This window comes from Paracoccus sp. FO-3 (assembly GCF_006386455.1).
Lineage (GTDB): Bacteria > Pseudomonadota > Alphaproteobacteria > Rhodobacterales > Rhodobacteraceae > Paracoccus > Paracoccus versutus.
Map to the genome: position 1 here is coordinate 17,595 of NZ_VCBQ01000038.1, position 19,828 is coordinate 37,422.

General features: G+C 68.0%; 22 protein-coding genes and 1 tRNA gene. 11 read left to right on the forward strand and 12 right to left on the reverse strand.

Going from position 1 to position 19,828, the window contains the following annotated elements; all coding sequences use genetic code 11:
* Positions 1-22 precede the first annotated feature (22 nt).
* Together FE811_RS12395 and mscL are read right to left on the reverse strand one after the other, a co-directional pair.
* A complete protein-coding gene (locus tag FE811_RS12395; RefSeq protein WP_175562323.1) occupies positions 23-481 on the reverse strand; it encodes an Lrp/AsnC family transcriptional regulator in 459 nt (152 codons plus the stop codon).
* A 157-nt stretch (positions 482-638) separates the two neighbouring features.
* Complete coding sequence (gene mscL / locus FE811_RS12400; protein WP_036752300.1) at positions 639-1,076, reverse strand: large conductance mechanosensitive channel protein MscL; 438 nt, start codon at positions 1,074-1,076, stop codon at positions 639-641.
* 97 nt (positions 1,077-1,173) lie between these two features.
* On the opposite strand from mscL, the gene FE811_RS12405 reads away from it, so the two are divergent.
* Entirely contained in the window at positions 1,174-1,875 is a 702-nt protein-coding gene (locus tag FE811_RS12405; protein ID WP_036752303.1) for a glutathione S-transferase C-terminal domain-containing protein, read from the forward strand.
* Positions 1,876-1,947: 72 nt separating this feature from the next.
* On the forward strand, positions 1,948-2,550 hold the full coding sequence (locus FE811_RS12410) for a sulfotransferase family 2 domain-containing protein (protein WP_166435537.1): 603 nt from the start codon (positions 1,948-1,950) through the stop codon (positions 2,548-2,550).
* A 46-nt stretch (positions 2,551-2,596) separates the two neighbouring features.
* On the opposite strand, the gene pheT is transcribed toward FE811_RS12410, so the two are convergent.
* Positions 2,597-4,984 carry a phenylalanine--tRNA ligase subunit beta gene (pheT, locus tag FE811_RS12415; RefSeq protein ID WP_116222096.1) on the reverse strand — a complete coding sequence of 796 codons (2,388 nt, stop codon included), beginning with the start codon at positions 4,982-4,984 and terminating at the stop codon, positions 2,597-2,599.
* Positions 4,985-5,180: 196 nt separating this feature from the next.
* On the opposite strand from pheT, the gene FE811_RS12420 reads away from it, so the two are divergent.
* Positions 5,181-5,492 carry a TM2 domain-containing protein gene (locus FE811_RS12420; RefSeq protein WP_116222095.1) on the forward strand — a complete coding sequence of 104 codons (312 nt, stop codon included), beginning with the start codon at positions 5,181-5,183 and terminating at the stop codon, positions 5,490-5,492.
* Positions 5,493-5,545: 53 nt separating this feature from the next.
* Here the strand turns inward: FE811_RS12420 and FE811_RS12425 are convergent, their stop codons facing one another.
* The 8 genes from FE811_RS12425 to pyk form a co-directional block, all read right to left on the reverse strand.
* Positions 5,546-6,103 carry a hypothetical protein gene (locus FE811_RS12425; protein ID WP_181180861.1) on the reverse strand — a complete coding sequence of 186 codons (558 nt, stop codon included), beginning with the start codon at positions 6,101-6,103 and terminating at the stop codon, positions 5,546-5,548.
* A gap of 17 nt (positions 6,104-6,120) precedes the next feature.
* Complete coding sequence (gene pheS, locus FE811_RS12430) at positions 6,121-7,212, reverse strand: phenylalanine--tRNA ligase subunit alpha (RefSeq protein WP_072461640.1); 1,092 nt, start codon at positions 7,210-7,212, stop codon at positions 6,121-6,123.
* A 62-nt stretch (positions 7,213-7,274) separates the two neighbouring features.
* Positions 7,275-7,619 (reverse strand): arsenate reductase family protein, encoded by a 345-nt coding sequence (locus FE811_RS12435; protein ID WP_116222093.1) that lies wholly within the window; start codon positions 7,617-7,619, stop codon positions 7,275-7,277.
* 31 nt (positions 7,620-7,650) lie between these two features.
* Positions 7,651-9,012 carry a cytochrome P450 gene (locus tag FE811_RS12440; RefSeq protein WP_116222092.1) on the reverse strand — a complete coding sequence of 454 codons (1,362 nt, stop codon included), beginning with the start codon at positions 9,010-9,012 and terminating at the stop codon, positions 7,651-7,653.
* Positions 9,013-9,211: 199 nt separating this feature from the next.
* Complete coding sequence (rplT, locus tag FE811_RS12445; protein ID WP_116222091.1) at positions 9,212-9,571, reverse strand: 50S ribosomal protein L20; 360 nt, start codon at positions 9,569-9,571, stop codon at positions 9,212-9,214.
* A gap of 12 nt (positions 9,572-9,583) precedes the next feature.
* A complete protein-coding gene (gene rpmI, locus FE811_RS12450) occupies positions 9,584-9,784 on the reverse strand; it encodes a 50S ribosomal protein L35 (RefSeq protein WP_017998717.1) in 201 nt (66 codons plus the stop codon).
* A 106-nt stretch (positions 9,785-9,890) separates the two neighbouring features.
* Positions 9,891-10,397, reverse strand: a complete 507-nt coding sequence (locus tag FE811_RS12455) for a hypothetical protein (RefSeq protein WP_116222090.1) — start codon at positions 10,395-10,397, stop codon at positions 9,891-9,893.
* 40 nt (positions 10,398-10,437) lie between these two features.
* Positions 10,438-11,883, reverse strand: coding sequence for a pyruvate kinase (gene pyk, locus FE811_RS12460; RefSeq protein WP_036752328.1), 1,446 nt, complete (start codon positions 11,881-11,883; stop codon positions 10,438-10,440).
* 120 nt (positions 11,884-12,003) lie between these two features.
* On the opposite strand from pyk, the gene FE811_RS12465 reads away from it, so the two are divergent.
* Positions 12,004-12,744: an N-formylglutamate amidohydrolase gene (locus FE811_RS12465; RefSeq protein WP_116222089.1), complete on the forward strand. Its 741-nt coding sequence runs from the start codon at positions 12,004-12,006 to the stop codon at positions 12,742-12,744.
* 85 nt (positions 12,745-12,829) lie between these two features.
* On the opposite strand, the gene FE811_RS12470 is transcribed toward FE811_RS12465, so the two are convergent.
* Positions 12,830-12,905 (reverse strand) — tRNA-Ile (locus tag FE811_RS12470).
* A gap of 173 nt (positions 12,906-13,078) precedes the next feature.
* On the opposite strand from FE811_RS12470, the gene choX reads away from it, so the two are divergent.
* The 7 genes from choX (at position 13,079) to FE811_RS12505 (ending at position 19,820) form a co-directional block, all read left to right on the forward strand.
* Positions 13,079-14,017, forward strand: coding sequence for a choline ABC transporter substrate-binding protein (choX, locus tag FE811_RS12475; protein WP_116222433.1), 939 nt, complete (start codon positions 13,079-13,081; stop codon positions 14,015-14,017).
* Positions 14,018-15,514, forward strand: coding sequence for a choline-sulfatase (betC, locus tag FE811_RS12480; protein WP_116222048.1), 1,497 nt, complete (start codon positions 14,018-14,020; stop codon positions 15,512-15,514).
* Between the two features lie 181 nt (positions 15,515-15,695).
* Positions 15,696-16,274 (forward strand): DUF1269 domain-containing protein, encoded by a 579-nt coding sequence (locus tag FE811_RS12485; protein ID WP_072461645.1) that lies wholly within the window; start codon positions 15,696-15,698, stop codon positions 16,272-16,274.
* Between the two features lie 39 nt (positions 16,275-16,313).
* Entirely contained in the window at positions 16,314-17,072 is a 759-nt protein-coding gene (mtgA, locus tag FE811_RS12490; RefSeq protein ID WP_072461646.1) for a monofunctional biosynthetic peptidoglycan transglycosylase, read from the forward strand.
* An 87-nt stretch (positions 17,073-17,159) separates the two neighbouring features.
* Positions 17,160-17,849, forward strand: a complete 690-nt coding sequence (locus tag FE811_RS12495) for a glutathione S-transferase family protein (RefSeq protein ID WP_036752368.1) — start codon at positions 17,160-17,162, stop codon at positions 17,847-17,849.
* Positions 17,830-18,882, forward strand: coding sequence for a tRNA epoxyqueuosine(34) reductase QueG (gene queG, locus FE811_RS12500; protein WP_052095774.1), 1,053 nt, complete (start codon positions 17,830-17,832; stop codon positions 18,880-18,882). The genes FE811_RS12495 and queG overlap by 20 nt, the downstream gene beginning before the upstream one ends.
* Positions 18,879-19,820, forward strand: a complete 942-nt coding sequence (locus FE811_RS12505) for a DMT family transporter (RefSeq protein WP_036752370.1) — start codon at positions 18,879-18,881, stop codon at positions 19,818-19,820. Before queG ends, FE811_RS12505 begins: the two co-directional genes overlap by 4 nt.
* The last annotated feature ends 8 nt before the right edge of the window (positions 19,821-19,828 follow it).

The window sequence follows — 19,828 nt, forward strand, 5'->3', positions numbered from 1 at the left end:
TTTTTCATTCACGCCGGCACATTCACACCGGCAGCGCCGTGGTGAAGGCCACCGTGCGCAGCGAGAACGAGGAATGCATCTGCTGCACCCCCGGCAGCTTGGCCAGCCGCTGGCGGTGGATGCGGGCGAAATCGTCGGTGTCCTGGGCCACCACCTTCAGCAGGTAATCCGCCGAGCCGGCCATCAGGTGGCATTCCAGCACGTCGGGGATGGTGCGCACGGCGCGCTCGAAAGCCTCCAGCAACTCGTCGGCCTGGCCGGACAGCGTGATCTCGACGAAGACCGTGGTCGGGCGTTCGAGCTTGCGCGCGTCGAGCAGCGCGACATAGCCGCGGATCACCCCCGCCTCTTCCAGCCGCTGCACGCGGCGATGGCAAGCGCTGGGGGACAGCCCGACCTCGCCTGCCAGGTCGGCATTGGTCATGCGCCCGTCGCGTTGCAGGACGGAAAGAATGCGGCGATCCGTTGCGTCAAGCTCGATCATCGGGGCGATCCCTGTCTCGCGGCTGCCGGCCGGCGCCGGTTTCTTCGACCATAGCGCCGCCAGAGCCGGGATATAAGCGAAAATCGCCGCCATGGACGACAAGGCGCGACCCCAAAGGGGGGCCGCGCCATTGCCTTCCTGGGTCGCTTTCGCCTCAGGCGCGGCGGGCGCGCAGCTCGTCGCGGATCTCCATCAGCAGTTCCTCTTGCGTCGGGCCGGCGGGGGCGGCCTCTTCGGCCTCCTTCTTGCGGGTGGCGGCGCTTTGCACCCGGTTCACCGCCTTGACCAGCAGGAACACCGCCCAGGCGATGATCAGGAAATTGATGATCGCCGAGAGGAAGGCGCCATAGGCAAAGACCGAGGCGCCCGAATCGCGCGCCACCTGCAGGCTGGTGCCCGGCGGAACCTCGCCCTTCAGCACCAGGTAATGCCCGCTGAAATCCGTGCCGCCGGTCAACAGCCCGATGATCGGGTTGATCAGGTCGGCGACCAGCGAATTCACGATCGCCGTGAAGGCTGCGCCGATGATGATGCCGACGGCAAGGTCGATGACATTGCCGCGGGCGATGAATTCCTTGAACTCCTTGAACATGGGCTTACCTTTCCCAGCCTGTTGCGCGCGTTCCGGCAAAGGCTGCCACATCACGCTAACCCCTTGCAACATGAGACAGGACTCGACAGGAAACGACATGACGGCACTTTCCGAATTTCCGATCACCCGCCGCTGGCCGCCCCGGCGTCCCGACGTGATCCAGCTTTACACGCTGAACACCCCGAACGGCATCAAGACCTCGGTCATGCTGGAGGAATGCGGGCTGGACTATGACGCCCACCGCATCAGCATCGGCGACCCCGAGGACCAGTTCACCCCGGAATTCCTGTCGCTGAACCCCAACAACAAGATCCCGGCGATGATCGACCCGAACGGGCCGGACGGCCAGCCCATCGGGTTGTTCGAGACCGGCGCCATGCTGATCTATCTGGGCGACAAGACCGGGAAATTCCTGCCCGCCTCGGGGGCTGCGCGCTATCACACGATCCAGTGGCTGATGTGGCAGATGGGCGGGGTCGGGCCGATGTTCGGCCAGGTCGGCTATTTCCACCGCTACAAGGGCAGCGAGATCGAGGATCCCCGCCCGCGCACCCGCTATTACAACGAGGCGCGGCGGTTGCTGGGCGTGCTGGACAAGCAGCTTCAGGGGCGGGACTGGATCACCGGCGAATATTCCATCGCCGACATGGCCACCGGCCCCTGGCTGCGCACGGTGCGCGTGAACTACGAGGCCGAGGCCGAAACCGGCATGGACGGGTTCGCCAATGTGCGGGCCTATCTGGACCGCTTCCTTGCCCGCCCCGCCGTGCAGCGCGGCATCGAGGTCGGCGCCGCCTGACCGGCATCGCGGCAGGGCTTGCATCCGATGCGCAATTCATGGACCGTCCGGGAAACTTTCCCGGATGGTTGCATGCCTTTTATCGAGTATAACGGAAAACGTATCCTTTTCATCCACATCCCCAAGACCGGCGGCACGTCGATCGAGAACTGGATGCAGGGCGTCGCGCCGCTGCGCCTGTTCAGCCAGGGCATTCCCGCGGCGATGAAATGCACGCCGCAGCACCTGCGCATGCAGGACATCCGCGCGCTTCTGGGCGAGGGGTATTTCGACCATGCGCTGACGGTGGTGCGCAACCCCTACGACCGGGTCGCCAGCGAATACCGGATGCGGGCGCATCTGGCGAAAGAGAACTTCTTCAAGGGGTTGCCCGTCTTCTCGCTCTGGCTCGAGGACTGGCTGAACCGCCAGAAGCGCGAACCCTTCTGCCTGGACAACCACCTGCGCCCGCAATGGGAGTTCCTGGGCAGCGAGGTCGAGACCTTCCGCTTCGAGGACGGCTTGCAGGCCCCGGTCGCCCGCATGGCGGAATGGCTGGGCGTCGCCCCGCCCGAAAGCCTGACCCATGACCTGCGCCCCGACCCGCTGGAGATCGCCTGGGACCAGGTGGACCGGATCCGGGTGCGCGACCATTACGCCCGCGATTTCGAAACGCTGGGCTATTTCACCGACTGAACCGGGGCATCAGGCCGGGGCGCGGACCCCGGCCCCATGGCCCGCCCTAGCTGCGCAGCACGCCGCCGGTGGCCTTGCCGACCTTTTCGACGATCTTGGCGCTGACCGCCTCGATCTCGGCATCGGTCAGGGTCTTTTCCCGCGGCTGCAACCGCGCGGTGATGGCGATGGATTTCTTGCCGCCTTCCAGCCCGGTGAACTGGTCAAAGACCGTCACCCGCTCGATCAGCGCCTTGTCCGCGCCCGCCGCGGCATTGACCAGCGCCAGCGCCTCGACGCCGCCATCCACCACGAAGGCGAAGTCGCGCTCGACCGCCTGCAGGTCCGACAGCACCAGCGCCGGGCGCGAGGGCGTCCTGACCTTGGGCAGCGGCACGGCGGCGATGCGCAGGGTAAAGCCGACCGCCGCGCCCTTGATGCCGAAATGGCGCAGCACGCGGGGATGGATCTCGCCGAAGGTGGCCAGCGTATTCGGCCCCAGCGCAATGTTCCCCGCCCGGCCGGGATGCCACCAGCCGTCCAGCTTGCGGTTGATCTGGGCTTTCGCGGGGGCGCCGATGGCCTGCAACACCGCCTCGGCATCGGCCTTGGCGTCGTAGATGTCCACCTTGCGCCGCGAGGCATAGGGGTCGCGCGCCGCGTTCGCCCCGACCAGGATGCCCGACAGGTGCAGATCCTGCTCGCCCGGCTCGCCGCCCGAAAAGACCGGGCCGCATTCGAACAGCGCCAGGTCGGCAAAGCCGCGCGCCTGGTTGCGCGCCGCCGCCGCCAGCAGGCCCGGCAGCAGGTCGGGGCGCATATGCGTCATCTCGCTGCTGATCGGGTTCTCGATCCTGACCGCCTCGGAACCCCCGCCGAACAGCGCCGCGGCCTTATGGTCGATGAAGCTGTAGGTCACGCATTCGTTGTAGCCCAGCGAGGCCGCCATGCGCCGCGCCGCCTGTTCGCGGCGCTGCAAGGGGGTCAGCACCGGCTGCGGCACGCCCGCCTGCGGGCGCGGCAGCGGCTGGCCCTGCAGCTTGGTCAGGCTGGCGATGCGCGCCACCTCCTCGACCAGGTCGGCGCTGCCCTGCACGTCGGGTCGCCAGCTGGGCACGAAAGCCCGGTCGCCCTCCAGCCGGAAACCCAGCGCGGCCAGCGTCGCGCGCTGCTCGGCCTCGGGGATGTCCATGCCGACCAGGCTGCTGACCCGCGCCGGCTCCAGAAGGTAGCTGCGAGTCGTGTCGGGAACCGCGCCCGCCGTCACCACCTCGGAAGCCTCGCCGCCGCACAGCTCCAGGATCATCTGCGTCGCCAGTTCCAGCCCCGGCCGGGTAAAGGCCGGGTCCGCGCCACGTTCGAAGCGATAGCGGGCGTCGGAGCTGATCTTCAGCGCCCGGCCCGCCGTGGCGATGGCGATGGGATCCCAATAGGCGCTTTCCAGGAAGACGTTCACCGTTTCCTCGGAACAGCCGGTCTCCTCGCCGCCCATGATGCCGGCGATGCTTTCCGGGCCGGCCTCATCGGCGATGATCATGGTGCCGGGGGCGAAGGCATAGGTCTTGCCGTCCAGCGCCAGCAATTCCTCGCCCTCGGCCGAGGCGCGCACGGTCAGGTCGCCCCGCACCTTGTCGGCGTCAAAGACATGCAGCGGCCGGTTCAGGTCGAAGGTGAAGAAATTGGTGATGTCCACCAGCGTATTGATCGGCCGCAGCCCGATGGCGGTCAGTCGCTTTTGCAGCCAGTCCGGCGACGGCCCGTTTCTGACCCCGCGGATCAGCCGGCCGCTGAAGAACGGCGCCTTTTCCGCCATCTCGGGCGTGATCGTAACCTTGATGGGCGAGGCGAAGCTGCCCGGCACGGTCACGTCCCTGACCGGCTTCAGCCGGCCCAGCCCGCGCGCGGCAAGGTCGCGGGCGATGCCATGGACGCCCAGCGCGTCGGGGCGGTTCGGGGTGATCTTGATCTCGATCACCGGATCGACCGCCTCGGGACGGTTCGCGGCCAGCCAGTCGACGAACCTGTCGCCCACCTCGCCCGAGGGCAGTTCGATGATGCCGTCATGCTCCTCCGACAGTTCCAGCTCGCGTTCCGAGGCCATCATGCCATGGCTCTCGACGCCGCGGATCTTGCCGACGCCCAGGGTCACGTCGATGCCGGGGACGTAGTCGCCGGGCTTGGCCAGCACCACGGTAATGCCGGCGCGGGCGTTGGGGGCGCCGCAGACGATCTGCTTCTCGCCCTCGTCGGTCATGACGCGGCAGACCCGCAGCCGGTCGGCATCGGGATGCTGCTCGGCATGCAGAACCTTGGCCAGGGTAAAGGCCCCCAGCTTCGCCGCCGGATCGGCCACGCCCTCGACCTCGAGGCCAAGGTCGGTCAGCGCCTCGGTGATCTCATCGAGGCTGGCGGTGGTGTCGAGATGCTCCTTGAGCCAGGAGAGGGTGAATTTCATGAGCGCGGCTCCGTCACGTTTGCGCGTCCCTTAGCGCATGGCGCGGCGGATTGGTAGGGTGGTGCCACCCGGATGCGAAGGCCCGGCATCCGGCGGGGCTCGCCGCGAGATGGGCAAAATATCCCGCGCATCGGCCCGCCCTTGTTGCGACGCCCATCCGGCCTATATGTGAATTGCATTAACATGGACGGAGCCGATGGACACGCAAAGGGAACTGCTGATCGAACAGAGGGTCGCGAATGACGCGAAATCGCCGCTGGTGGCTTACCTGCTGGCGATCTTCCTTTGGGGTTTCGGCGCGCATCGCATGTATCTTGGCCGCTGGACCAGCGGCGTCGTCATGCTGCTGCTGTGGGGCCTGGGCTGGCTGTTGACGCCGGTGCTGATCGGCTGGCCGCTGGTCGGGCTGGTGTGCCTCTGGGCGCTGATCGACCTGTTCCTGATCCCCGGCATGATCCAGGACGACAAGGACGAGATGCGGCGGCGGTTGGGGTCGGGCTGGCGATAAAGGCTGCGGATCGAGGCGGCATGGCTTTCCGGCATGCCGACTATGCCAGCGGATCACTTCAGGAGTTCGATTTCCTTGTGAGTTATCCATGCGACGACCATCGCGGCCGCCCCGGCAAAAATCGACATGATCGAAATCACGCCGAAGAACACGATAAGTCCGTTCTTCACCGGGCCGCGCTTCTGGCCGAATAGCTGGACGGTCCCAGCCGGAACCAGGGAACCATTTGCCCAGACGCCGGCGATGTCCGCTTTCTTCACCCCTGTCACCAGGATCCCGAACACATGATGCGCCGGTATGTTCGGCACTTGAAAGAAAGACCCGTTTTTCTCCCAGGCGATCGTGACGATCGGATCCCGATAGATATTTGCGACAGGCTTGCGAAAGTTCAGGCTGACATCCTGTAAGAGATCACTCCCCGAATTTTCCAGAAGGAAATAGACGCCCCCGCCGCAATACTCCAGGTTGGAACAGTTGGCCTCACCAGGACGGTCATCGGCCTGCCAGACCAAAGCAGCCGGCGCATGATACAGTTGGCCGAGATGCTTTACGACAAGTTCCAAGCCCGCGGTGATCGGATAGCCGATGAAGGCACCCGCGATGGCAGCCACCACGTGACTGCGAAAGCTCACCGCGACAGCCCACCGCTCACGCTCGGCACATCCCCCGCCGCGAATCCGTAATGCCGCAGCCAGCGCAGATCGCTTTCAAAGAAGGCCCGCAAGTCGGGAATGCCGTATTTCAGCATGGCGATGCGGTCGATGCCCATGCCGAAGGCGAAGCCCTGCCATTCCTCGGGGTCGATGCCGCCGGCCGCCAGCACCTTGGGATGCACCATGCCCGAGCCCAGGATCTCGAGCCAGCTTTCCCCCTGGCCGATGGCCAGCTTGCCGCCTTCCCAGGAACAGCGGATGTCCACCTCGGCCGAAGGCTCGGTAAAGGGGAAATGCGAGGCGCGGAAGCGCAGCTCGACCTCGTCCACCTCGAAGAAGGCGCGGCAGAACTCCTCCAGCGTCCATTTCAGGTTCGCCATCGAGATGTCCTTGCCCAGCGCCAGCCCCTCGACCTGGTGGAACATCGGCGTATGGGTCTGGTCCATGTCCATGCGATAGACGCGGCCGGGGCAGATCACCCGGATCGGCGCGCCCGTCGCCTGCATGGCGCGGATCTGCACCGGCGAGGTATGGGTGCGCAGCACATGCGGCGGGCGCGGGTCGTCGGCAGAGCGCGCCATGAAGAAAGTGTCATGCTCCTGCCGGGCGGGATGCTCGGGCGGGATGTTCAGCGCGTCGAAGTTGAACCAGTCGCTTTCGATCTGCGGCCCCTCGGCCACGCGGAAGCCCATGTCGGCAAAGATCGCCGTGACCTCCTCGGTCACCTGGCTGATCGGGTGGATGGTGCCCTGCGGACGCGGCCGTCCGGGCAGGGTCACGTCCAGCCATTCCTGCTTCAGCCGCGCATCCAGCGCCGCATCCTCCAGCCCCTGCTTGCGGGCGCGCAGGGCGGCGTCGATCTCGTCCTTCAGGCGGTTCAGGGCGGCGCCGGTGGTCTGGCGCTCCTCGGGCGTCATCCGGCCCAGCTCCTTCATCATGCCGCTGATCTCGCCCTTCTTGCCAAGGGCGGCCAGGCGCACCTGCTCCAGCGCGTCGCTGTCGGCGGCGGTCGAGATGCGGTCGAGATAGGACTGGCGAAGGGTGGTCAGGTCGGACTGGTCGGACATGGGCAGGCTTTCCTTGCGGTTTGCCCGCGCCGATTAGCACGCGGACGCCGCAGGGAAAAGCCTCAGCGGGCGAAGGTTTCCGCCACCCGCTCGGCCGGGCGGCACAGCCGCACCCCGCCGGGGCCGCAGACGAAGGGACGCTCGACCAGCAGCGGGTTATCGACCATGGCGGCCAGGATGTCGGCGTCGCCGGCGTCCAGCAGGCCGCGGGCCTCGGCATCGGTGCCCTTGACGCGCAAGGCCTGGCGCGGCGTCACGTCGGCGGCGGCGAACAGGCCCAGAAGCTGGCCGCGGCTCCAGCCCGCGCGGGCATAGTCGACGATCTCGGGCTCATGCCCGGCGTCGCGGATCATCTGCAGGACCTTGCGCGAGGTCGAGCAGGTCGGCTTGTGATAGATGGTGATCATGGCGCGACTTTGGCCCGGCCCGCGCGGGCTTTCAAGAGCGTTCCGCGACCTGCAGCCAAAGCCCGCCATGCGGCCGCAGGGTCAGGATCATGCGCGGCTGCGGCTGGCGCTCGGTCAGCGCAAAGCGGAAGCGGGCGACCAGCGTGGCCAGGATGATCACCGCCTCCTGCATGGCGAAGCTGGCGCCGATGCAGATCCGGGGACCGGCGCCGAAGGGCAGGAAGGCATAGCGGTCGCGGGTCACGCCGGGCGCGAAGCGCTCGGGGTCGAAACGGTCGGGATCATCCCAAAGCAGGCGGTGGCGATGCAGCGCATAGATCGGCAGCATGACCGTGTCGCCCCGCCGCACCTCGCGCCCGCCCAGGACGTCGGCAGTGCGCGCGGTGCGCGACAGGAAGGCGGCGGGGGGATAAAGCCGCAGCGCCTCCTCGACCACCTGGCGGATATAGGTCAGGCGCGGCAGGTCGGCGGCGGTCGCGGCGCGACCGCCCAGCACCGCGACCGCCTCGATGGCGGCGCGGTGCTGGACCTCCGCATCGAAGGCCAGCAGGTAAAGCGCCCAGGCAAGGGCCAGCGCCGTGGTCTCGTGCCCCGCGACGATGAAGGTCAGCAGGTTGTCGCGCAGCTCGGGCGTGCTCATGCGGCGCCGGGTCTCGGGGTCCACCCCTGCCCGCAACAGGTCCAGCAGGTCCGGCACCGGATGCGGGCCGGACCGGGCGCGCAGCCGGATCGCCTGGTCGGCCAGGCGCTTCATCCGCCGCAGGTCATTGCCCGAGAACAACCGCCCCGGCCGCGGAATCCAGCCGGGCAGGCCAAGAACGTCGAATACCGAAACCCGCGCCGCGCCGGCGATATAGGCGTCGATCGCCCGATGCACCGCGTCGCGGTCGAACCCCTCGTCGCCGGAAAAGGTCACGTCCGAGATCACCTCGAAGGTCGCGGCGGCGGTCTCGGAAAAGATCTCGACCCGCCCCGACGCCGCCGCCAGCCGGCGCACGCAGGCCTCGGCGGCGGCGGTCATCACCGGGGCCAGCGCCTCGACATGGCGCTGGGAAAAGGCGGGTGCCGCGGCCAGGCGCTGCCAGCGCCAATGCGCGCCCTCGGCCACGAACAGCGAATTGCCGATGGCGGGCTCCAGGATCAGCCGGGTGACCAGCGATTTCGGATAATCCTCGACCCGGTCCTTCAGCACGCGGCGCAATGCCTCGGGGTCCATGACCATGTGCCAGCGCGCGCCCGTCCGCCCGGAAACCATGGGCTGGCGGGTGGCGATCTCGGGGATCAGCTCCAGCACGTTGCGCCGCGCGGCCAGGGCGCTGGCGATCACCCCGATCGGCTTGCGCTGCAAGGGCACGCGAACGGGATAGCGCGGGGAAGACAGATCCGGGGACATCAGCGCCGGCCTCCGCCGAAAAGGTCACGACCCCCGGCTTCTTTCGTGCCCAAATATCCTGGGGGAACGCCGGGCCGGCCCCATCGAGGGGCCGGCCCGGCGTGGGGGCAAAGCCCCCCTCGCCCCCCATGGTCCGGCCGCGAAAAAACCCGCGCCGGAAGCAGCGCGGGTTTCATCCGTTTCATCCTCTCGCCCCGACTCAGGCGGCGTCTTTCGCCTGCGCGACGACGGCCGCAAAGGCCTCGGGCTCGTGGACGGCCAAGTCGGCCAGGACCTTGCGGTCCACCTCGATGCCCGCTTTCGCCAGCGCGGCGATGAAGCGCGAATAGGTCATCTCGGCATCGACGGCGCGGACGGCGGCGTTGATGCGCTGGATCCACAGCGCGCGGAAGTTGCGCTTGCGGGTCTTGCGGTCGCGGGTCGCATACTGGTTGGCCTTGTCCACGGCCTGGGTCGCAGTGCGAAAATTCCGCGAACGGTTGCCGTAATAGCCTTTCGCCGCGTCCAGAACCTTTTTGTGGCGGGCGTGGGTGATCTTACCCGATTTGACTCGTGCCATGTCCGGTTCTCCTTAGCGGTTGTAGGGCATGTATTTCTTGACGATCTTCGCGTCCGCATCGGACAGGATCATGGTCCCGGTCACATCGCGGATGAATTTCGTCGAGCGCTTGATCATGCCGTGGCGCTTGCCGGCCGGGCCGGCCTTGACCTTGCCCGAGGCCGTCATCGAGAACCGCTTCTTGGCGGCCGCTTTCGTCTTCATCTTCGGCATTTTACTCTCCTTGCGGTCAGAGTGAACACGCGACTCGGCAATGCCATCGGCCGGCCGCGTGGGTGGAAGCGTGCGCTATAAGCGGGCACGCGCGGATTGGCAAGGGCTATTGGCCCTCGGCCTGCGCCTCGCCCTCGCCTGCATCCGGGGCGGCGGCATCGGCGGCGGGGGCTTCAGCAGCAGGCTCTTCGGCAGCAGGCTCTTCGGCGGCGGGTTCTTCCGCCGCAGGGGCCGCGGCCTCGGGCGCATCCGCTTCGGGCGCTTCGACCGCAGGGGTCTCGGCAGCGGGGGTCTCAACCGCCGGGGTCGCAGGCGCATCGGCGGCCGGGGTTTCCGCCGGCGCCTCCTCGGCCGGCGCCTCGGGCGCGGGGGCGGTCACCGGATCGGTGCCCGTCGTCACCTGCCCGTTCACCAGCCGCTGCCAGCTTTCCTGCAGGGACTGCACGCCGAAGGGCCGCTGGTCCAGCCACCCCCCGGCCAGAAGCATCGCAAGGCCCAGCACCAGCAGGATGGCGGCACCGCGTGGGGCCTGCGTGCGGGCCACCGACACGATGGCCATGAGGACCGAAAGAACGCAAAGCGCCACGCCGGCCAGCAGCAGGATGTCGATCATCGGATTACCTTTCCGTTGCGGATCTCTTTGAACCCGCGCCTTATTCTGGATCGGTACGATAGATCAAGCGCTCGTCGCATGGCGCGATGCGCAGGATGTTGGTGGTGCCGGGCACGTTGAAGGGCACGCCGGCCATGACGACGATCTGGTTCGTCTCGTCGGCAAAGCCGAAATCCCGCGCCGCCTTGGCCGCATTGACCACCGCCTGCTTGAAGCGTTCGAGCGAGGGGGTCTGCACGCAATGCGTGCCCCAGGTCAGGCACAGCCGGCGCAGCGTGTCCTGTTCCGAGGACATGGCGACGATCGGCACCCGCGGCCGCTCGCGCGCGGTCAGGCTGGCGGTGGTGCCCGACTGGGTGAAGGCGCAGATGCAGGAGATGTCGGTGGTCTCGGCGATCTCGCGCGCCGCGGCGACGATGGCATCGGCCACGGTCTGGCGCTTGGCGCTGCGCGAGCTTTCGATGATGTCGCGATAGGTCGGATCGCTTTCGACCGAGCGGGCGACGTTGTCCATGGTCGCAACCGCCTCGACCGGATAGGCCCCGGCGGCGCTTTCGGCCGAGAGCATCACCGCATCGGCGCCCTCGTAGATGGCGGTGGCCACGTCCGAGACCTCGGCGCGGGTCGGCATCGGGCTTTCGATCATCGATTCCAGCATCTGCGTGGCGACGATCACCGGCTTTGCCGCCGAGCGGCAGGCGCGCACCAGCCGCTTCTGGATCGGCGGCACGGAATGGACCGGCAGTTCGACCCCCAGGTCGCCCCGCGCCACCATGATCCCGTCCGAGACCTTGAGGATCTCGGAAAACGCGCGCACGGCGGCGGGCTTTTCGATCTTGGACAGGATGGCGGCGCGGCCCTTGGTCAGCTCGCGCGCCTCGATCACGTCCTCGGGGCGCTGCACGAAGCTCAGCGCCAGCCAGTCCACGCCCATCGCGCAGGCGAATTCCAGGTCGTCGCGGTCCTTGTCCGACAGCGCCGCCAGCGGCAGCACCACGTCGGGCACGTTCACGCCCTTGCGATTCGAGATCGCGCCCCCCGCCGTCACCGTGCAATCGGCGAAATCGGCGCCGCAGGCCTCGACCCGCAGGCGGATCTTGCCGTCGTTGACCAGAAGCTCGGCGCCGGGCTCCAGCGCGGCAAAGATCTCGGGATGCGGCAATTGGACGCGGCTGGCATCGCCCGGCGCGGGGTCCAGGTCGAAGCGGAAGGCCTGCCCGTCGGCCAGGTCGTGCGGGCCGTCGGCGAAGGTGCCGACGCGCAGCTTGGGCCCTTGCAGGTCGGCCAGCACGGCGATGGGGCGGCCTGATTCGGCCTCGACCCGGCGGATGATGTCATAGCGGGCGCGCTGTTCCTCATGCGTGCCGTGGCTCATGTTCAGGCGAAACACGTCCGCGCCGGCCTCGAAAAGGGCTCGGATGGTGGCGAAATCGCTGGATGCGGGGCCCAGGGTTGCCACGATCTTGACCTTGCGATGCCGTCTCATCCGTCTCTCCGTGCATGTTTGCGCTATCGTCGCCGCTGTTATGGCCTATCGGAGCGCTTGCGGCAACTGGTGCTTGGTCCGGCGATTGCCTAAACCTTGCAGCGGAAAGGCGACGGACGGATGACGGCACAGCCCTATTCAACGATCGGAGAGGACCGGCCCTCGCGCTGGCTGATCACCTGCGACCATGCGACGAACCGCGTGCCGGGCTGGATCGGCGGCGGCGAGCTGGGCATCGCGCCCGAGGACATGGCGCGCCACATCGCCTATGACGTGGGCGCGGCGGGGCTGACGCGCGCGCTGGCCGAGCGGCTGGACGCGCCGGCGATCCTGTCGGATTTCTCGCGGCTGGTGATCGACCCGAACCGGGGCGAGGACGACCCGACGCTGGTGATGCGCATCTATGACGGCACGGTGATTCCCGCCAACCGCCATATCGACGCGGCCGAGCGCGAAAGGCGGCTCGAGCGGCTCTACCGCCCCTATCACGAGGCCTATGCCCGGCTGGCGGCGATGCATCCGCGCCGGGCGATCTGCGCGATCCACAGCTTTACCCGGCAATTGCGCGGCCGGCCGCGCCGGCCCTGGGCGGTGGGGGTGCTTTATTCGCATCGCGACAAGCGGCTCGGCCCGGCGCTGGTGCGCGAATGCCGCGACCTGGGCTGGATCACCGGCGAGAACGAGCCCTATTCCGGCCATCTCGACGGCGATTCCATCGACCGCCATGCGCTGGCGCATGGCCGCCCGAACGTGCTGATCGAGGTCAGGAACGACCTGATCGCCGATGCGGCGGGCCAGCAGCTTTGGGCCGAGCGCCTGTCCGATGTGCTGGCAGGCTTCCTGGACCGGCGCGGCGTCTGAAACGGCTGGGCGCAGGCGGGGGATGACGGGCGGCCGCCTTGTCGATGGACAGGGCGATTTCAGGACAATGAAAAATGGCGGGGTTTGGTAGGCCCGGAGGGACTCGAACCCCCAACCCAGGCGTTATGAGCGCCCTGCTCTGACCATTGAGCTACAGGCCCCGAACGGCGCCACCATTGATCGAGCAGGCCCGCCGCGTCAAGGCCGGGAACGTCGCATGGCGGGAAATCCGCGGCAGGCGGGCCGGCATCGGCTCTTGATCCCGCATCCCGCCTGTGGGCTGATGGCGCAGGAAGCCGCGGCCCGGCCGCGGCAGGAAACCAGAGGCCCGATCATGTCCAGAACCGCCCTGCTGCCCTCGCTTGCCCTTGCCCTGATTGCCGCCGCGCCCGCGCTGGCGGACGATCCCGCCAGCTGCGGCACCGTCCGCTTCTCGGACCCCGGCTGGACCGACATCACCGCGACCAACGGCGTCGCCACCGCGCTGCTGCAAGGGCTGGGCTATACGCCCGACCTGCGCACGCTGTCGGTCCCCGTCGGCTACGAGGCGCTGAAGAACGGCGATACCGACCTATTCCTGGGCAACTGGATGCCGGCGCAGCAGAAGTTCCGCGACGACCTCGACGCTTCGGGCCGGACCGAGGAGCTGGTACAGAACCTGACCGGCGCCAAGTTCACCCTGGCCGTCACCGCTGCGGCCGCGGACCTGGGCGTCCAGGATTTCGCCGATCTCGACGGCCACAAGGACGCCTTCCAGGGCAAGATCTATGGCATCGAGCCGGGCGCGCCGGCGAACCAGACCATCCAGGCCATGATCGAGGCGGACAAGTTCGGCCTGGGCGACTGGGAGCTGGTCGAATCGAGCGAACAGGGCATGCTGGCCCAGGTCCAGCGCAACGATGCCGCCGGCCAGCCCTCGGTCTTCCTGGCCTGGGCGCCGCATCCGATGAACGTCGCGCTGGACATCACCTACCTGTCGGGCGGCGACGAGGAATTCGGCCCCGATTACGGCGGCGCCACCGTCCACACGCTGGCCCGCAAGGAATGGGCCGCCGCCTGCCCCAATGCCGCCAGGCTCTTCGGCCAGCTGGTCTTTACCGTGGAGATGGAGAACCTGCTGATGGGCAAGATCCTGGACGAGGGCATGGACCCGACCCAGGCCGCCAAGGGCTGGATCGCCGAGAACCCGGATGCGGTGGCGGCATGGCTTGACGGCGTGACCACGCTGGATGGAAAACCCGGCGCGGAAGCAGTCATGGCATCGGTGAAGTAATTGCAACGACCCAATATCCTGATCGTGATGGCCGACCAGTTGTCGGGGGTGCTGTTCCCCGACGGCCCGGCCGAGTTCCTGCATGTGCCGCATCTGCGCCGGCTGGCCGCGCGCTCGACCCGCTATGCCAACGCCTATACCGGCAGCCCGCTTTGCGCGCCCGGCCGCGCCAGCTTCATGTCCGGGCAATTGCCGCGCCGCACGCGGGTCTATGACAATGCGGCCGAGTTCTGCTCGGACATCCCGACCTATGCCCATCACCTGCGCCGGGCGGGCTGGCAGACCTGCCTGTCGGGCAAGATGCATTTCGTCGGCCCCGACCAGCTGCACGGGTTCGAGGAACGGCTGACCACCGACATCTATCCGGCCGATTTCGGCTGGACCCCGGATTACCGCCGCCCCGGCGAGCGCATCGACTGGTGGTATCACAACCTGGGCTCTGTCACCGGCGCCGGCGTGGCCGAGATCACCAACCAATACGAATACGACGACGAGGTGGCCTATCACGCCACCCGCAAGCTCTACGACCTGGCGCGCGGCGGCGACGCGCGGCCCTGGTGCCTAACCGTCAGCTTCACCCATCCGCACGACCCCTTCGTCGCCCGGCGGAGGTATTGGGATCTCTACGAGGGCATCCCCGAGTTGGAGCCGCCCGAGGCGATCCCATATGACCGGATGGACCCGCATTCGCAGCGGCTGATGGATGCCTGCGACTGGCGGGGCCTTGAGGTGACGCCCGATCACATCCGCCGTGCAAGGCAGGGCTATTTCGCCAATATCTCGTATATCGACGACAAGCTGGGCGAGATCCTGGACGTGCTGGAGCGCACCCGGCGGGAGGCGATCGTGGTCTTCCTGTCGGACCATGGCGAGATGCTGGGCAGCCGCGGGCTGTGGTTCAAGATGAACTTCTTCGAGGGTGCGGCGCGGGTGCCGCTGATGATCGCGGCGCCGGGCATGGCGCCGGGGCGGGTGGACACGCCGGTCTCGACCATCGACGTGCTGCCGACGCTCTGCGAACTTGCCGGCATCTCGATGGCCGAGGTCGCGCCCTGGACCGACGGGCGGTCGCTGGCGCAGGGCGCCGGGGCGCGCGGGCCGGTAGCGATGGAATACGCGGCCGAGGGCAGCATCGCGCCGCTGGTCTGCCTGCGCGACGGCGACTGGAAATACATCGCCTGCGCGGCCGATCCCGAGATGCTGTTCGACCTGGCCGCGGACCCGGACGAGCGGGTGAACCGCGCCGCCGATCCGGCGGCGGCCGGGGTGCTGGCGCGGATGCGGGACATGGCCGGGGCGCGCTGGGACCTGGCCGCCTATGACGCCGAGGTGCGCGAAAGCCAGGCCCGGCGCCGGGTGGTCTACGAGGCGCTGCGCAACGGCGCCTATTTCCCCTGGGACCACCAGCCGCTGATGAAGGCATCCGAACGCTACATGCGCAACCACATGGACCTGAACGTGCTGGAGGAGGCCAAGCGCTTTCCGCGCGGCGAATAGGCGGGCGGCGGCGCCCGGCCGCTCCGTCGCGGCCGGGGGCTGTCTGCCCCCGGACCCCCGAGGATATTTGGCCACGAAAGAAGCAGGCGGGGATTTCGGCGGCCGCGACCCTGTGCCGCAGCAAGGAACCCGCGATGCGGGCGGGGCGTTGGCCCGCCATCAGCCAAGAGGGATTTCCGCCATGTCCGACCTGCTTGTCATCGCCTTCGACGACGAGGCGACCGGCTTCGAGCTGCGCACCGAACTGGTCAAGATGCAGAAGGAATATCTGATCGAGCTCGAGGATGCCGTGGTCGTCACCCGCCCCTCGGCCGAGGATATCCAGCTGCACCAGGCCGTGAACCTGACCGCGGCGGGCGCGCTTGGCGGCGGCTTCTGGGGCACGCTGGTCGGGCTGATCTTCCTCAACCCGCTGATCGGCGCCGCGGTCGGCGCGGGCGCGGGCGCCATCGCCGGCACGCTGTCCGACATCGGCATCAACGACGATTTCATGCGCGAGCTTGGCCAATCCGTCCCGCCCGGCGGCTCGGCCGTGTTCATCCTGGTGCGCAAGATGACCGCCGACAAGGTGCTGGCGCGGCTGGAAAGCTTCCACCTGAGGGGCCGGGTGCTGCAAAGCTCGCTGCCCGAGGCCGAGGAGGATCGCCTGCGCAAGGCCTTTGCCGGCGGCAAGCTGGGCACGGCACTCGGCATGCCGCATGTGGACCGGCCGGACCCTGGGGCCACGGCGGAGGGATCGGACCCCTCGCCCTCGGCCTGACGCTTGACGCAAGGGGCATGGGCGTGACAGGACGCCCCCATGCCCCACCGCACGGACACCCTTGACGACAACCCCGAGGCGCAGGTGACGCGCCGGCGCCGCGGCCTGCGCGTCGGGCGGCCGCTGCGCCGCCTGGTGCGGTGGCTCTGGTCCTGGACCAGTTGGATCGGCGCGCGGCTGCTGGCGCTGATGTTCGTGCTGGTCTTTCTGTTTTCCTTCATCAACCCGCCGACCACCTGGACCATCATCCAGGGCCAGCGCGAATTTCCCGGCCGGGCCACGCGCGAATGGGTCGGCCTGGACCAGGTCTCGGCGCATATGGTCCGCGCCGTGGTCGCGGCCGAGGACGCCAATTTCTGCAACCACTGGGGCTTCGACATGGTCGAGATCCGCCGGGTGATCGCCTCGGGCTCGTCGCGCGGCGCCTCGACCATCACCCAGCAGACGGCGAAGAACGTCTTCCTGTGGCAGGGGCGCAGCTGGCCGCGCAAGGTGATGGAGACGACCTATACCCCGATGATCGAGGCGCTGTGGTCCAAGCGCCGCATCGTCGAGGTCTACCTGAACATCGCCGAATTCGGCCGCGGCGTCTTTGGCATCAAGGCCGCCTCGGAGTATTATTTCAAGACCACGCCCGACAAGCTGAGCCTGCGGCAGGCGGCGGCGCTGGCCTCGATCCTGCCGGCGCCGCGCACGCGCAACCCGCAGACCGGCTCGGCCCGCACCCGTTCGATCGTCAGCGGCGCCGAGACGATCCGGGCGGATGGCCGCGATTCCTGCCTGGGGCTTGGGCGCTGATCCGCGCCCTGCCGCGCATCGCGGTTGAAACTGCGCGTCCCCAAGCGTATCAACCGGAAGCCCGAGAACGAACCGGTTTTTCCACCCATGAACACGCCCTCGCCCAGTTCCACGATTCGCCTTTACCATGTCGCCCTGTCGCCCTTTTGCCGCAAGGTCCGTCTGGTGCTGGCCGAAAAGCGCATCGAGGTCGAGCTGGTCGAGGACCGTTTCTGGGAGCCGGGCTCGGAAATCATGCGCCGCAACCCGGCGGGCAAGCTGCCGGTCCTGCGCATGGACGGCCGGCTTCTGGCCGAAAGCCAGGCGATCTGCGAATACCTGGACGAGATCCAGCCGCAGCCCTCGCTGATGCCGGCCTTGCCGGCCGAGCGCTACGAGGTGCGCCGGCTTTGCGCCTGGTTCGATGACAAGTTCAACGCCGAGGTGACGCGCCCGGTGATGAACGAGCGGGTCTGGAAGAAGGTGATGCGCCTGGGCTACCCGGATTCGCGCACGGTCAAGGCCGGGCTTTCGGCAATCCGCTATCACCTGGACTACATGAAGGGCCTGCTGGAACATCGGCGCTGGCTGGCGGGCGACGTGATGACGCTGGCCGATTTCACCGCCGCCGCGCATCTGTCCTGCCTCGACTATATCTCGGACGTGGACTGGACCCATTCGGCCGAGGTGCAGGAATGGTATGCCAAGATCAAGTCGCGGCCCGCCTTCCGCAGCCTTTTGGCCGACCACCTGCCGGGCGTCCACCCGGCGCCGCATTATGCGCTGCTCGACTTCTAGGCCGACCGACCCGGCGGAGATCCGTTCGCGGCTGGAACAGCAGGCACGGGCCGAGGGTTTCTCGGCCCTTGGCATTTGCGCCCCCGACGCCAACCCGCAGCTGCCCGAGCGGCTGGCCGCCTTCCTGGAGCAGGGCCGCCACGGCCAGATGGGCTGGATGGCCGAGCGGGCGCATTGGCGCGCCTCGCCGGGAAGCCTGTGGCCCGAGGCGCGTTCGGTCATCATGCTGGCCGAGCTCTACACGCCCGAGCATGATCCGATGGAGGTCATCGGCCACAAGGACCGCGGCGCGGTCAGCGTCTATGCCCAGGGCAAGGACTACCACGACCTGGTCAAGAAACGGCTCAAGCGCCTGGGCGGCTGGCTGGTCGGGCTGACCGGCTGCGAGATCAAGGTCTTTGTCGACACCGCCCCGGTGATGGAAAAGCCGCTGGCCCAGGCGGCGGGCCTGGGCTGGCAGGGCAAGCACACCAACCTGCTGTCGCGCGAGCTGGGCAGCTGGTTCTTCCTGGGCGCGATCTTCACCACGCTGGAGCTGCCCAGGGACGCGGCGGAACGCAGCCATTGCGGCTCGTGCCGGGCCTGCCTCGACGCCTGCCCGACCGGGGCCTTTCCGGCGCCCTACCAGCTGGATGCGCGGCGCTGCATCTCTTACCTGACCATCGAGCACAAGGGGCCGGTCGACCCCGAGCTGCGGCCGAGCCTGGGCAACCGCATCTATGGCTGCGACGATTGCCTGGCCGCCTGCCCCTGGAACAAGTTCGCGCAGGAAGCGACCGAGCTGCGCTATCACGGGCCCCATGGCGCGCCGGCGCTGGCGGAACTGGCGGCGCTGGACGATGCGGGTTTCCGCGAGCGTTTCTCGGGCAGCCCGATCAAGCGCATCGGGCGCGACCGCATGGTGCGCAACGTGCTTTACGCCATCGGCAATTCGGGGCTTGCACATCTGCGCCCGCTGGCCGAATCCTTGGCCGATGACCCCGACCCCGCGGTCGCCGATGCGGCACGCTGGGCATGCGAGCGATTGCCATGATCCATACGCCCCCAAGCCCGCTGCGCGGCATCCTGCTGAAATGCCTCAGCGTGCTGGTGTTCACCATCATGGCCTCGATCGTCAAGGCCACCGCCCAAGGGGGCCTGGGCGTGCCGCCGGGCCAGCAGGTGTTCTTCCGCTCGCTTTTCGCCATCCCGGTCATCCTGGTCTGGCTGGCCTTCCGGCACGAGCTGGGCGTGGGGCTGAAGACCTTTCGCCCGATGGGGCATTTCTATCGCGGCGTGATCGGCACTGCGGCCATGGGGCTGGGCTTCTGGGCGCTGGCCCTGCTGCCTTTCCCCGAGGTCACGGCCATCGGCTATGCCGCGCCGCTGCTGACGGTGATCTTCGCCGCCATGTTCCTGGGCGAGGACGTGCGGCTGTTCCGCCTGTCCATGGTGGTGCTGGGGCTGGTCGGCGTGGTCATCGTGCTGTCGCCGCGGCTGAGCTTCGGCGCCGCCATGGGCTACAGGGAAAGCCTGGGCGCCATGGTCACGCTGTCGGGCGCCGCCTGCACGGCGCTGGCGCAGATCTTCGTGCGCAAGCTGGTGCAGGAGGAACGCACCTCGGCCATCGTGTTCTGGTTCTCGGTCACGTCGACGCTGCTGGGGCTGCTGACGCTGCCCTTCGGCTGGGTCTGGCCCGATGCCGAGACCGCCGCGCTGCTGGTCACGATCGGGCTGCTGGGCGGGCTGGGGCAGATCCTGCTGACCTCGGCCTATCGCTATGCCGATGCCTCGCTGGTCGCACCCTTCGAATATGCCTCGATGCTGCTGGCGCTGCTGATCGGCTGGTTCATCTTCGACGAGGCGCCGACGCTGGTCATGCTGGCAGGCGCGGCGCTGGTCATCACCGCCGGCATCCTGATCATCTGGCGCGAGCGGCAGCTGGGGCTGGAACGCAACCGCCAGCGCAAGGCCATGACCCCGCAGGGCTAGTCACGGCT